This is a genomic window from Rhizobium sp. KDH_Rht_773_N (genome assembly GCF_052946295.1).
On the sequence record NZ_CM129525.1, the window covers coordinates 3,390,375 to 3,402,593 of the forward strand.

The 12,219-nt window shown below is 63.2% G+C and carries 10 protein-coding genes; 8 read left to right on the forward strand and 2 right to left on the reverse strand.

What is annotated here, in order from left to right; genetic code table 11:
- The first annotated feature begins 6 nt into the window (after positions 1 to 6).
- The 5 genes from murD to murB are packed head-to-tail and all read left to right on the forward strand — an operon-like array spanning position 7 to position 6,089.
- Positions 7 to 1,419 carry a UDP-N-acetylmuramoyl-L-alanine--D-glutamate ligase gene (gene murD, locus ACU8HS_RS16740; protein WP_447014720.1) on the forward strand — a complete coding sequence of 471 codons (1,413 nt, stop codon included), beginning with the start codon at positions 7 to 9 and terminating at the stop codon, positions 1,417 to 1,419.
- Position 1,420: 1 nt separating this feature from the next.
- The gene (ftsW, locus tag ACU8HS_RS16745; protein ID WP_112564763.1) at positions 1,421 to 2,575 is read left to right on the forward strand and encodes a putative lipid II flippase FtsW; all 1,155 of its coding nucleotides are present in this window, start codon (positions 1,421 to 1,423) and stop codon (positions 2,573 to 2,575) included.
- Between the two features lie 6 nt (positions 2,576 to 2,581).
- On the forward strand, positions 2,582 to 3,706 hold the full coding sequence (gene murG, locus ACU8HS_RS16750) for an undecaprenyldiphospho-muramoylpentapeptide beta-N-acetylglucosaminyltransferase (protein WP_112564765.1): 1,125 nt from the start codon (positions 2,582 to 2,584) through the stop codon (positions 3,704 to 3,706).
- A complete protein-coding gene (gene murC / locus ACU8HS_RS16755) occupies positions 3,703 to 5,118 on the forward strand; it encodes a UDP-N-acetylmuramate--L-alanine ligase (RefSeq protein ID WP_112564767.1) in 1,416 nt (471 codons plus the stop codon). Before murG ends, murC begins: the two co-directional genes overlap by 4 nt.
- Complete coding sequence (gene murB, locus ACU8HS_RS16760) at positions 5,115 to 6,089, forward strand: UDP-N-acetylmuramate dehydrogenase (protein ID WP_112703179.1); 975 nt, start codon at positions 5,115 to 5,117, stop codon at positions 6,087 to 6,089. The genes murC and murB overlap by 4 nt, the downstream gene beginning before the upstream one ends.
- Positions 6,090 to 6,091: 2 nt before the next feature.
- Here the strand turns inward: murB and ACU8HS_RS16765 are convergent, their stop codons facing one another.
- Complete coding sequence (locus tag ACU8HS_RS16765) at positions 6,092 to 7,021, reverse strand: NAD-dependent epimerase/dehydratase family protein (RefSeq protein WP_447014721.1); 930 nt, start codon at positions 7,019 to 7,021, stop codon at positions 6,092 to 6,094.
- Positions 7,022 to 7,134: 113 nt separating this feature from the next.
- The gene (locus ACU8HS_RS16770) at positions 7,135 to 8,433 is read right to left on the reverse strand and encodes an MFS transporter (RefSeq protein WP_112564773.1); all 1,299 of its coding nucleotides are present in this window, start codon (positions 8,431 to 8,433) and stop codon (positions 7,135 to 7,137) included.
- Between the two features lie 573 nt (positions 8,434 to 9,006).
- Here ACU8HS_RS16770 and ACU8HS_RS16775 point away from each other — a divergent pair.
- The 3 genes from ACU8HS_RS16775 to ftsA are packed head-to-tail and all read left to right on the forward strand — an operon-like array spanning position 9,007 to position 12,181.
- Positions 9,007 to 9,933 (forward strand): D-alanine--D-alanine ligase, encoded by a 927-nt coding sequence (locus ACU8HS_RS16775; protein WP_112564775.1) that lies wholly within the window; start codon positions 9,007 to 9,009, stop codon positions 9,931 to 9,933.
- Complete coding sequence (locus ACU8HS_RS16780) at positions 9,921 to 10,853, forward strand: cell division protein FtsQ/DivIB (RefSeq protein ID WP_112753318.1); 933 nt, start codon at positions 9,921 to 9,923, stop codon at positions 10,851 to 10,853. Before ACU8HS_RS16775 ends, ACU8HS_RS16780 begins: the two co-directional genes overlap by 13 nt.
- Positions 10,850 to 12,181: a cell division protein FtsA gene (ftsA, locus tag ACU8HS_RS16785; RefSeq protein WP_112564780.1), complete on the forward strand. Its 1,332-nt coding sequence runs from the start codon at positions 10,850 to 10,852 to the stop codon at positions 12,179 to 12,181. The genes ACU8HS_RS16780 and ftsA overlap by 4 nt, the downstream gene beginning before the upstream one ends.
- Positions 12,182 to 12,219: the final 38 nt, after the last annotated feature.

Genomic DNA, 12,219 nt, shown 5'->3' on the forward strand with positions numbered 1-12,219 from the left:
GCGGTCATGATCCCGGTCACGACGCTTGCGGATAAGAAGGTCGCTCTTTTCGGTCTCGGCGGTTCCGGCTCGGCCACGGCCAGGGCCTTGATTGCAGGCGGGGCCGATGTCACGGCCTGGGACGACAATCCCGACAGCGTCACCAAGGCTGCGGCAGACGGCATCCGCACCGCCGACCTTCGCACGATCGACTGGAGCGCGCAGGCGCTCTTCGTGCTTTCGCCGGGTGTGCCGCTCACCCACCCGAAGCCGCATTGGACCGTCGATCTTGCGCGTGCCGCCGGCGTCGATATTGTCGGCGATGTCGAGCTCTTCGTGCGCGAGCGGCGCGCGCATGCGCCCGATTGCCCGTTCATCGCGATCACCGGCACGAACGGCAAGTCGACGACGACGGCGCTGATCGCCCATATCCTGAAAGCGAGCGGCCGCGACACGCAGCTCGGCGGCAATATCGGCACGGCCGTGCTGACGCTCGATCCGCCGAAGGCCGAGCGCTATTTCGTCGTCGAGTGTTCTTCCTACCAGATCGACCTGGCGCCCACGCTCAACCCGTCCGCCGGCATCCTGCTCAACCTGACGCCCGATCATCTCGACCGGCACGGCACGATGCAGCACTATGCCGATGTCAAGGAACGGCTGGTCGCCGGCAGCGCTGTCGCCGTTGTCGGCGTGGACGACAGTTTCTCGGCGCTGATCGCCGACCGCATCGAGCGGGCAGGGGTGAAGGTGACGCGCATTTCGCGGCGCAACGTGCTGGCTGACGGTATCTATGCCGAGGGCAGCCGGCTCATCCGGGCAACGGGCGGCGCCATGCTGCCCTTCGTCGATCTCGACGGTATCCAGACGCTGCGCGGCAGCCACAACGCGCAGAATGCCGCCGCCGCCGTCGCGGCCTGCCTTGCCGTCGGTGTCTCTCCCGACGATATTCGCGCGGGTCTTGCATCCTTCCCCGGCCTCAAGCATCGCATGCAGCCGGTCGGCCGCCGCGGCCATGTCACCTTCGTCAACGATTCCAAGGCGACGAATGCAGATGCCGCGGCTCCCGCGCTTTCGAGCTACGACCGGATCTACTGGATTGCCGGCGGCCTGCCCAAGGCGGGCGGGATCACGACGCTTGCGCCTTTCTTTCCGCGCATCGCCAAGGCCTATCTCATCGGCGAGGCGGCGGCGGAATTTGCCGCCACACTGGGCGAGGCGGCACCCTACGAAATATCGGGTACGCTGGAACGGGCGGTGGCGCATGCGGCAGCTGACGCGGCCAAGGATGAGACCGGTCCGGTGGCCGTCATGTTATCCCCGGCTTGCGCAAGCTTCGACCAGTACAAGAATTTTGAAGTCAGGGGCGATGCCTTTGTCAGCCATGTGGCTGCCCTTGACGGCGTGACGATGCTGATCAATTCGGCAACAGGAGGCAAATGACATGGTGAGCCGCGCGGAACGTGGAGCATTGGCCGATTGGTTCTGGACCATCGACCGTTTCTTCCTGGCCCTGTTCCTGTTCCTGATGGGCATAGGTTTCATGCTCTCCTTTGCGGCTTCTCCGGCGGTTGCCGAACGCATCGGGCTCGAACCCTTCCACTTCGTCAAGCGCCATGCGGCCTTCATGATCCCGTCGATCGCCGTTATGCTCGGCCTTTCCTTCCTGACGCCGCGCCAGGTGCGGCGCACCGCGATCATCCTGCTGATCGTGGCGCTCGCGATGATGCTGCTGGCGCTGTTCTTCGGTGTCGAGGTCAAGGGGTCACGCCGCTGGGTCACGCTTGCCGGCATCTCCATCCAGCCCTCGGAATTCATGAAGCCGGCCTTCGTCGTGGTCTGCGCCTGGCTCTTTTCCGAACATGCCCGCCAGCCGGAAATTCCGGGCAACCTCTTTGCCATCATCCTGTTCGGCATGGTCGCGGCCCTTCTCGTGGCTCAGCCCGACCTTGGCCAGACGATCCTGACGACGGCCGTCTGGGGCGGCATGTTCTTCATGGCCGGCATGCCGTGGCTCTGGATCATCGTGCTCGGCGTCGGCGGTGCCGGCGGCCTTGTCACTGCCTATTACGTCTTCCCGCACGTGGCGGGCCGAATAGACAAGTTCCTTACCGGCGAGGGCGACACGTTCCAGATCGATACCGCCCGCGAGGCGATCATCCGCGGCGACTGGTTCGGGCAGGGGCCGGGCGAGGGCATCGTCAAGCGCATCATTCCGGACGCCCATACCGACTTCATCTTCTCGGTCGCGGCCGAGGAATTCGGCATCGTCTTCTGCATCGCGCTCGTCGCCATCTTCACGGTGCTGGTGCTGCGCGGCCTGTCGCATGCCTATCGCGAACGCAACGATTTCAACCGCTTTGCCGTCGCCGGCCTGGTGCTGCAGATGGGCATCCAGTCGATCATCAATATCGGCGTCAATCTCGAACTGCTGCCGGCCAAGGGCATGACGCTGCCGCTGATTTCCTACGGCGGATCGTCGATGGTGGCGATCTGCGTCACGGCCGGCTTCATTCTGGCGCTGACGCGCCATCGCCCGGAAAAACGTGCGCAGGACCGGAGCCTTTTCCGCGTGCCGCACGGCATGCCGGCGGAGTAGGGTCTCATGAGCAAGGGCATCGTCCTTCTTGCCGCCGGGGGAACCGGCGGCCACGTCTTTCCGGCCGAAGCGCTCGCCTTCAAGCTGAGGGAGCGCGGTTATTCCGTGCATCTCGTCACCGACAGCCGCGCGGAGCGTTACGCCGGCAAGTTTCCGGCCGACGAGATCCATGTCGTGCCGTCGGCGACGATTGGTTCGAAGAACCCGGTGGCCGTCGCGCGTTCGCTGTGGAAGCTCTGGACGGGCATGCGGGCGGCAAAGCGGCTGATCGGCCGGCTGAAGCCGGTCATCGTCGTCGGCTTCGGCGGCTATCCGACCGTGCCGCCGCTGCTGGCCGCCACACGGCTTGGCGTGCCTTCGATGCTGCATGAGCAGAATGCCGTCATGGGCCGCGCCAACAAGGCGCTGGCGCCGCGCGTCAAGGCGATTGCCGGCGGCTTCCTGCCGGAAAACGGCGGCGCTTTTTCCGGCAAGACGATCGCGACCGGCAATCCCGTGCGCCCGGCGATCCTTGCCGCGGCAGAGCAGCCCTATGTGCCGTCGCATCCCGGCGAGCCGTTCAACCTCGTCGTCTTCGGCGGCAGCCAGGGCGCGCAATATTTCTCCAAGGCGATGCCGACGGCGATCAGCCTGCTTGACGACGCATTGCGGGCGCGGCTCAGAGTGACGCAGCAGGTGCGCCCGGAGGATATGGAAATGGTGCGCGGCTGCGTGGCGCAATTGCAGATGGGCGCGGATATCGCCCCGTTTTTCAATGATATGGCGGAACGTCTTGCCGGGGCGCATCTGGTCATCTGCCGCTCCGGGGCTTCGACGGTTTCGGAAATCTCGGTCATCGGACGCCCGGCCGTGTTCGTGCCTTATCCGCATGCGCTCGATCACGACCAGGCCGCGAATGCCGCAGCCCTTGCCGCGACCGGCGGAGCCAGGGTGATCGCGCAGGCCGAGCTTTCGCCGGAGCGCCTTGCCTCGATCCTGACGCATGCGATGAACGAACCGGAAAAGCTTGCCGGCATGGCGGCGGCGGCCAAGCTGGCGGGAAAACCTGACGCGGCGAACTTGCTTGCCGACATGGTTGAGGCTATTGCCGCCGGCAAGACAGTTGCAGAACTCAAGGGGGCACGCGCATGAAGCTGCCAAAGGCAATCGGCCTTGTCCATTTCATCGGCATCGGCGGTATCGGCATGAGCGGTATCGCAGAGGTGCTGCATAATCTCGGCCATCGGGTGCAGGGATCGGACCAATCCGACAGCGCCAATGTCCAGCGCCTTCGCGACAAGGGCATCGAGGTTTTCGTCGGCCACAAGGCGGAAAATCTCGGCGACGCCGAAGTCGTGGTCGTCTCGACCGCGATCAAGAAGAGCAATCCGGAACTCGTCGCCGCGCGCGAGAAGCTGCTGCCGGTGGTGCGTCGTGCCGAAATGCTGGCCGAGCTGATGCGCTTCCGCAATGCGATCGCCATCGGCGGCACGCATGGCAAGACGACGACGACCTCGCTCGTCGCCACGCTGCTCGAAGCCGGCGGCCTGGACCCGACGGTCATCAACGGCGGCATCATCAATGCCTATGGCACGAATGCGCGCATGGGCGAGGGCGAGTGGATGGTGGTGGAGGCCGACGAATCCGACGGCACCTTCCTGAAGCTGCCTGCCGACGTCGCCGTCGTTACCAATATCGACCCTGAACATCTCGACCATTACGGCAATTTCGACGCCGTGCGCGCCGCCTTCCGGCAGTTCGTCGAGAACGTGCCTTTCTACGGTTTCGGCGTCATGTGCCTCGATCATCCCGAGGTGCAGGCGCTGGTCGGCCGCATCGAGGACCGCAAGGTCATCACCTATGGCGAAAACCCGCAGGCCGACGTGCGCTTCATGAATGTGCGCATCGAAGGCACGCGCTCGGTCTTCGATGTCGAGATCCGCCGCCGCCGCACGGGCGAAGTCATCCGGCTCGACAATCTCGTCATGCCGATGCCCGGCCGTCACAATATCGCCAATGCCACGGCGGCCATTGCCGTTGCCAACCGTCTCGGCATTTCACGCGAGGATATCGCCAAGGGGCTTGCCTCCTTCGGCGGCGTCAAGCGTCGCTTCACGCTGACGGGCGAATGGAACGGCGTGCAGATCTTCGACGACTACGGCCATCACCCGGTCGAGATCAAGGCGGTGCTGCGCGCCGCCCGCGAGGCCTGCAAGGGCAGGATCATCGCCGTGCACCAGCCGCATCGTTATACCCGCCTGTCGAGCCTGTTCGAGGAATTCGCCGCCTGCTTCAACGATGCCGACAGCATTTTCATCGCGCCTGTCTATGCCGCGGGTGAAGACGCGATCGAGGGGGCGGATTCGGAATCGCTCGTTTCCCGCATCAAATCGGGTGGCCATCGCGATGCCCGCTTCCTTCCTTCGGCGGAAGCTCTACCGCAGATGGTAGCAGAAATTGCAAAGCCCGGGGACTTTGTGGTTCTCCTGGGTGCTGGTAGCATTACATACTGGGCAGCCGCGCTGCCGAAGCAGTTGCAAGACCTTTCAGGAAAGTCCGCATGAAACAGGTTAATGGGGAAAAGCTACTTGCCTCTCTCGGAGAGGGCGTAAAAGACATTCGCGGCCGACTGACGCCGGATGCACCCATGGACCGCGTCACCTGGTTCCGCGCCGGCGGTCTGGCCGAGCTGATGTTCCAGCCGCATGACGAGGAAGACCTTATCGCCTTCCTCAAGATATTGCCGGATGAGGTGCCGCTGACGGTGGTCGGTGTCGGCTCGAACATCCTGGTGCGCGACGGCGGTATTCCCGGTGTCGTGCTGCGCCTCTCGGCCAAGGGTTTCGGCTTTGTCGAACTCGCCGGCGAAAACCGCATTCTCGCCGGCGCCATCTGCCCGGACAAGCACGTGGCCGCCATGGCGATGGACAACGGCATCGGCGGTTTCGCCTTCTACTACGGCATTCCCGGCGGCATCGGCGGCGCTGCCCGCATGAATGCCGGCGCCAACGGCTCGGAGACGAAGGATCGCGTCGTTGAAGTGCGGGCGATCGACCGCAAGGGCAACAGGCATGTGCTGACGAATGCCGAGATGGGCTATTCCTATCGCCATTCGGATGCGGCCGACGATCTGATCTTCACTTCGGTTCTGTTCGAGGGGTATCCGGACGACCGGGCCAAGATCCGCGCCGAAATGGATGCCGTGCGCAACCACCGCGAGACGGTGCAGCCGATCCGCGAAAAGACCGGCGGTTCCACCTTCAAGAATCCGGAGGGCCATTCGGCCTGGAAGCTGATCGACGAGGCGGACTGCCGCGGGCTCGTCATCGGCAGCGCGCAGATGTCGTCGCTTCACTGCAACTTCATGATCAACATGGGGCAGGCGACCGGCTACGATCTCGAATATCTCGGCGAGGAAGTGCGCCGCAAGGTTTTCGAAAGCTCCGGCATCAAGCTGGAATGGGAAATCAAGCGCCTCGGGCTCTTCATGCCCGGCCGCGAGGTCCGTCCCTTCCAGGGCGTCACGACCGAATAGGGCTATTTTACCGCCAGCCTCAGACCCTCGCGCGGCGTGACGGCCGGCGACCAGCCGAGCACGTCGCGGGCGTGGGATATGTCCACCTGCAGCGAACCGCAGAGGCGGTCGAACAGCGCCTGCCTGCCGGCGAGCGTGAGGGCGCCTCGCAGGATCGGGACCGGGAAAGGATAGAGGGCGGGCTTGATGCCGAGACCGTCGGCTATGGCGCGGATCAGGTCGGGCGTGGAGAGGCTCTCGCCGTCCCCTGCCAGGAATACCTCGCCGGCTGCGGCAGGGTGCTGCATGCACAGGATGATCAGATCGACGAGATTGGAAAGCGCCACCAAGGTCCGCCGGTTCTTCACGGAGCCGAGCGGCAGCGGGAGCTGCCCGCGCACGAGATTGACCAGCCGTGCGAAATTGCCCGGCGCATTCGGCCCGTAGACCAGCGGCGGGCGGATGACAACGAGTTCCATCCCCGTCCTCTCCGCAACAGCCTTGAGGGCGATTTCGCTTTCGTGTTTCGAGATTGCGTAGGGTTCCGTTGGGGCGGGCGGATCATCATGCCGGAAGGGGCGGTCGTTCCGCATCCCGTTGACGCCGATCGAGCTGATGAACACCAGTCGTCGGACGCCGGCCCTTGCTGCCTGTTCCGCCAGGTTCAGCGCCGAAGCGCTATTCTCGCGGCGGAACACTTCAAGGGGATCGGCGGAGGCGTCCTTGAGGACATGCGCACGGGCAGCGAGATGCACGACGACCTCGATGGATTTCAGCGCCTCGGTCCAATCGGTTTCCGGGGTGATCGACACGGGAAAATGGGTGCTTCCTTCCGGAAAAATCGCATCCCTGGAGCGGCTGGTCAGCGTCAGCCCGATATCGCTTCTGCCGTACAATTTCTCCACGAGGGCATTGCCGATAAAGCCGGAGGCTCCAGTAATCAGGCACCGCATGACGCATTCCCCGTTCTAGCTGTCGGAAAGTCTGGCTAGCCGGAAGTCTTGCGTGCATCAACAAAAAAGCCGCGACGGCGGGCGTCGCGGCTTCCTGTTTCTGTTGAAACGTCTCAGACTTCCTCGCGACCCGACAAAAGGATGCAGAGGAGCGAGATCGCCGCCGAGGCTGCGAGGTAGTAGCCGACATAGGTGAGGCTGTAGTTGGTCGCGAGCCAGGTGGCGATATAGGGAGCAAGCGAGGCGCCGAAAATGCCGCCGAGATTGAAGGTCATCGAGGCGCCGGTGTAGCGCACCATGGTCGGGAAGGGGGCGGCCAGGGCCGCGCCGATCGGACCATAGGTGAAGCCCATCAGGCCGAGGCCGATGATCGAGCACAGGACGGCGCCGGTCAGGCCCGCCGTCAGCAGGCTGGCATAGAAGAAGCCGAAGATGGCGATGGCGATCGTCGTCAGGATCAGGATCAGGCGACGCGAGTAGCGGTCGGACAGCCATCCGGACAGCGGGATCGTCAGGCCGAAGAAGACGACGCCGACGAGCTGGACGACCAGGAACTGCTCACGCGAATAGCCGAGTTTCGTCGTGCCCCAGGAGAGCGTGAAGACCGTCATCAGGTAGAAGAGCACGAAGGTGGCGACCGCGATGAACGTGCCGAGGATCAGACTGCGCAGGTGGCCGCGGAAGACGGTCGCGACCGGAACGGCGACGCGCTCGTGTTTCTCGACGGCCTTCTGGAATTCCGGCGTTTCGGCGATCTTCAAGCGGACATAGAGGCCGACGGCGACGAGCGCGAGGCTGGCGATGAAGGGAATGCGCCAGCCGTAAGCGAGGAAATCCTCGTTGCTCATGGTCTCCGCCAGAATCAGGAAGAAGCCGGAGGAGAGGATGAAGCCGATCGGCGCGCCGAGCTGCGGGAACATGGCGTACCAGCTGCGCTTGCCGGGAGGGGCGTTTTCCGTCGCGAGCAGCACGGCGCCGCCCCATTCGCCGCCGAGGCCGAGGCCCTGGCCGAAACGGCACAGCGCGAGCAGCAGCGGGGCGGCGATGCCGATCGCGTCGTAACCCGGCAGGATGCCGATGACCACGGTCGAAAGGCCCATGGTCATGAGAGCCGCCACAAGCGTCGCCTTGCGGCCGATCTTGTCGCCGAAATGGCCGAAGACCACGGCGCCGAAGGGGCGGGCGAAGAAGGCGATCGAGAAGGTCACGAGCGACTGCAGGAGCGCGGAAGTCGGATCGCTCGACGGGAAGAAGAGGTGGGGGAAGACGATGACGGCTGCCGTCGCATAGACGTAGAAGTCAAAAAATTCGATCGTGGTGCCGATAAGGCTCGCGATCAGAACACGAGCCGGGGAATTGACTTGCGTGCTGTTCGAAGCGGGAGTCGGCGATACGGATATCGCGTCAGACATTGTTATTCCATTCAGTTTACGGATTTGCCTTGGGAAGGCTGATGGGGTCTTAACGCAATTTTCATCATGCGCAAATGCCAGAAGGCGCAAGAATATGACGTAAATTGTATTATTTTTTCCCGCCTTTGCCCGCACCTGCCGGCTTTGCCGATCCCGGGCAGCGGATGTGTTTCGATCCGGGTCATCTTGCTTCTTTTGCGCCGAGCGCCGGGCAGGGCCGGGCGACTCGCATTGATTAACGAAAGTGCCGCGTCTCGTCGGCGATCCTTCATGCCCGGGAGTGCCGTTTCGCCGGCCGCTTCTCTTCATGGATGAACGCGATTCCATATCCCTTTGAAGACATGGATTTTTCCAGCGTCTCGTAAGCTTGCGCATTGCATGATGCCGGAAAGCGGCAAATCGGCAAAAGGCAAAAAATTGCAAATGTTAGGAGCCGGGAGTTAACGAAAGTAAACGGTTCGTTAACCATAATGATGCTCTAATGCACCCAAGCCAGACAAAGGCCACCGATCGGAGCAACAGCTCCGCGCAAGCTTCGGTCCGGCAGAGTGAAAGTTATTTTTGGGGGTGTTGATGAGTCGCGAGCACGTAGCTGTCCTGATGGGCGGATTTTCCTCGGAGAGGCCCGTCAGCCTTTCTTCGGGAAAGGCGTGTGCCGATGCTCTCGAGGCCGAAGGTTTCAAGGTAACGCGTATCGATGTCGACCGCGACGTTTCCGAAAAGCTCTCCGCCCTGAAGCCCGATGTTGCCTTCAATGCCTTGCATGGGCCTTTCGGCGAGGACGGCACGATACAGGGCATCCTCGAATATCTGCAGATCCCCTACACGCATTCGGGCGTGCTTGCCTCCGCGCTTGCCATGGACAAGGGCAAGGCGAAGCGCGTGGCCGCTGCCGCCGGCGTCCCGGTGGCCGAATCGCAGGTGCTGAACCGCTTCTCGTTTCCGTCGGAACATCCGATGAAGGCGCCTTATGTGGTCAAGCCCGTGCGGGAAGGCTCCAGCTTCGGTGTCGTCATCGTCGGCGAGGATCAGGCGCATCCGCCGCAGATCATCGGCTCGGCCGAATGGCGCTATGGCGAAGAGGTCATCGTCGAGCGTTATATCCATGGTCGCGAGCTGACCTGCGGCGTCATGGGCGATCAACCCATGGATGTCATCGAGGTGGTGCCGCAGGGCCACAATTTCTATGATTACGACTCCAAGTATGCGGCGGGCGGTTCAAAACATGTCTTGCCGGCTAAAATTTCACCGAAAATTTACCAAAAAATACAAACATTGGCGTTAAGGGCGCATCAAGCAATCGGTTGCCGCGGCGTCAGTCGGTCCGACTTTCGTTACGACGATCGTTTCTCCGAAGACGGCGAGCTCATCTGGCTGGAGGTCAATACCCAGCCAGGCATGACGCCAACCTCCCTTGTGCCCGAAATGGCCGGCCATGCCGGATATTCCTTTGGTGCATTTCTCCGGTGGATGGTGGAGGACGCGTCTTGTTTGCGTTGACGGTCAAAAGGATAGGGCGCCCCAGCCGTCATGCCGAGCTTCCCTATGCGGAGGCCGAGGACCGGCGCGTGCTGCCGCGGCCGCTGCGCCGTGTCGTGCGCTTCCTCGTCAGTCTCGGGACCGGCCGTATTCATATCCCGGCCCATACGGGCACCGTTTCGGCGCTCGGCTTCCTGGCCGCGACCGGCCTTTACGGCATGTCGCTTGGCGGTCACACCGAGGTCGTGGCGCAGGCGACGACAAGCGCCGTCGGATTTGCCATCGAGGATGTGAAGGTCTCGGGCAACAGTCAGACTTCGGAAATCGAGATCCTGCAGCTTCTCGGCCTCGACGGCACGACATCGCTCGTCGCGCTCGATGTCGATGCCGCCCGCCAGAAGATCGCGCGCCTTCCCTGGGTCGAGAATGTCGAAGTCCGCAAGGTCTATCCGAAGACGATCGAGGTGAAGCTTTCGGAGCGCAGCGCTTACGCCATCTGGCAGCACGGCCAGGAGCTTTCGCTGATCGAGAAGAACGGCAGCGTGATCGCGCCGCTTCGCGACAACAAGTTTTCGACCCTGCCGCTCGTCGTCGGCCGCGATGCCGAAACTGCCGCGGCCTCGCTCGAGGATATCTTTGCGAAGTGGCCGGACGTCAAGTCGCGCGTGAAGGCCTATGTCTGGGTGTCCGGCCGCCGCTGGGACCTGCACATGGACAATGGCGTCGTCGTCAAGCTGCCGGAAGACGATGTCGATCAGGCGCTTGCGGCGCTTTCGAAATTCGACAGGGAACAGCAGCTTCTGGAGCGCGATATCGCTGCGGTCGATCTGAGGCTGCCGGATCGCACGACGATCCAGCTGACGCCGGAGGCGGCAGCCCGCCGGCAGGCGGCGGTCGCGGCGCGCACCAAGGATTTGAAGAAGGCGGGGCAGAATATATGAGCATGTTCGGTTCATCCCATTTCGGATTGCCGCGCCTGAAGCCGCTTTCGTCGAAGCGGTCGCATATCGTTTCGGTGCTCGATATCGGCTCGACCAAGGTCGTCTGCATGATCGGCCGGCTGACGCCGCGCGAGGAAAGCCAGATCCTGCCGGGCCGCACGCACAATATCGAGATCATCGGCATCGGCCATCAGCGTTCGCGCGGCATCAAGACCGGCGTGATCGCCGATCTCGACGCGCTGGAAGGCGTCATCCGTCTCGCCGTCGATGCGGCCGAGCGTATGGCGGGCCTCACCGTCGAGAGCCTGATCGTCAACCTGACGGCCGGCCGTCTCGGCAGCGATATCTATACCGCCACCATCGATCTCGGCGGCCAGGAAGTCGAGCTGAACGACCTGAAGAAGGTGCTGTCGGCCGCCTGCCAGCAGTCGCTGCGACAGGACCGCGCCGTGCTGCATTCGCTGGCAACGGGCTTTTCGCTCGACGGCGAGCGCGGCATTCGCGATCCGCTGGCAATGTACGGCGATGCGCTCGGCGTCGACATGCATGTCGTCACCGCCGAACGCTCGGCGCTTAAAAATCTCGAGCTCAGCGTCAACCGGGCGCATCTTTCGGTGGAAGGAATCGTTGCGACACCTTATGCATCCGGTCTTGCCGCACTGGTCGACGATGAAGTCGAACTTGGCTGTGCGGCCATCGACATGGGCGGCGGCACGACGACGATTTCGGTCTTTGCCGAGGGCAAGCTGGTCCATACCGATGCTGTCGGCCTCGGCGGTCATCATGTGACGACCGACCTCGCACGCGGCCTTTCCACACGGATCGAGGATGCTGAACGTTTGAAGGTGGTCCACGCTTCGGCGCTGACCAACTCTTCCGACGAGCGCGAGCTGATCTCCATTCCGCCGATCGGCGAGGATGATCGCGATCAGCCGACGCAGGTGCCGCGGGCTCTGGTTTCGCGCATCGTTTCGGCGCGCATCGAGGAGACGATGGAACTCATCCGCGACCGCATCCAGCGCTCGGGCTTCAGCCCGATCGTCGGCAAGCGTGTCGTGCTGACGGGCGGCGCAAGCCAGCTGACCGGCCTTGCCGAAGTGGCGCGCCGCATCCTGGCCCGCAACGTTCGCATCGGCCGTCCGATGGGTGTCTCGGGCCTGCCGACGGCAGCCAAGGGACCGGCCTTTTCGACGGCCGTGGGGCTGATGATCTATCCGCAGGTCGCGGACATGGAAACACATGCGTCACAGAGCAGCCTGCTCCTGTCGCTTGGGGGAAATAACAGCCGCATCGCCCGCATGGGCCAGTGGCTGAAGGAAAGCTTTTGAAATTGAGTGAATTGGCCGGCGTGGCGATGCGGCCATAA

What these genes read in the sequence shown, in the direction of transcription:
- murB (WP_112703179.1), top strand. Translation starts at nt 5,115, where the DNA reads ATGAAACAGGTTAATGGGGAAAAGCTACTTGCCTCTCTCGGAGAGGGC.
- murG (WP_112564765.1), top strand. Translation starts at nt 2,582, where the DNA reads ATGAGCAAGGGCATCGTCCTTCTTGCCGCCGGGGGAACCGGCGGCCAC.
- murD (WP_447014720.1), top strand. Translation starts at nt 7, where the DNA reads ATGATCCCGGTCACGACGCTTGCGGATAAGAAGGTCGCTCTTTTCGGT.
- ftsA (WP_112564780.1), top strand. Translation starts at nt 10,850, where the DNA reads ATGAGCATGTTCGGTTCATCCCATTTCGGATTGCCGCGCCTGAAGCCG.
- ACU8HS_RS16770 (WP_112564773.1), bottom strand. Translation starts at nt 8,433, where the DNA reads ATGTCTGACGCGATATCCGTATCGCCGACTCCCGCTTCGAACAGCACG.
- ftsW (WP_112564763.1), top strand. Translation starts at nt 1,421, where the DNA reads ATGGTGAGCCGCGCGGAACGTGGAGCATTGGCCGATTGGTTCTGGACC.
- ACU8HS_RS16765 (WP_447014721.1), bottom strand. Translation starts at nt 7,021, where the DNA reads ATGCGGTGCCTGATTACTGGAGCCTCCGGCTTTATCGGCAATGCCCTC.
- murC (WP_112564767.1), top strand. Translation starts at nt 3,703, where the DNA reads ATGAAGCTGCCAAAGGCAATCGGCCTTGTCCATTTCATCGGCATCGGC.
- ACU8HS_RS16775 (WP_112564775.1), top strand. Translation starts at nt 9,007, where the DNA reads ATGAGTCGCGAGCACGTAGCTGTCCTGATGGGCGGATTTTCCTCGGAG.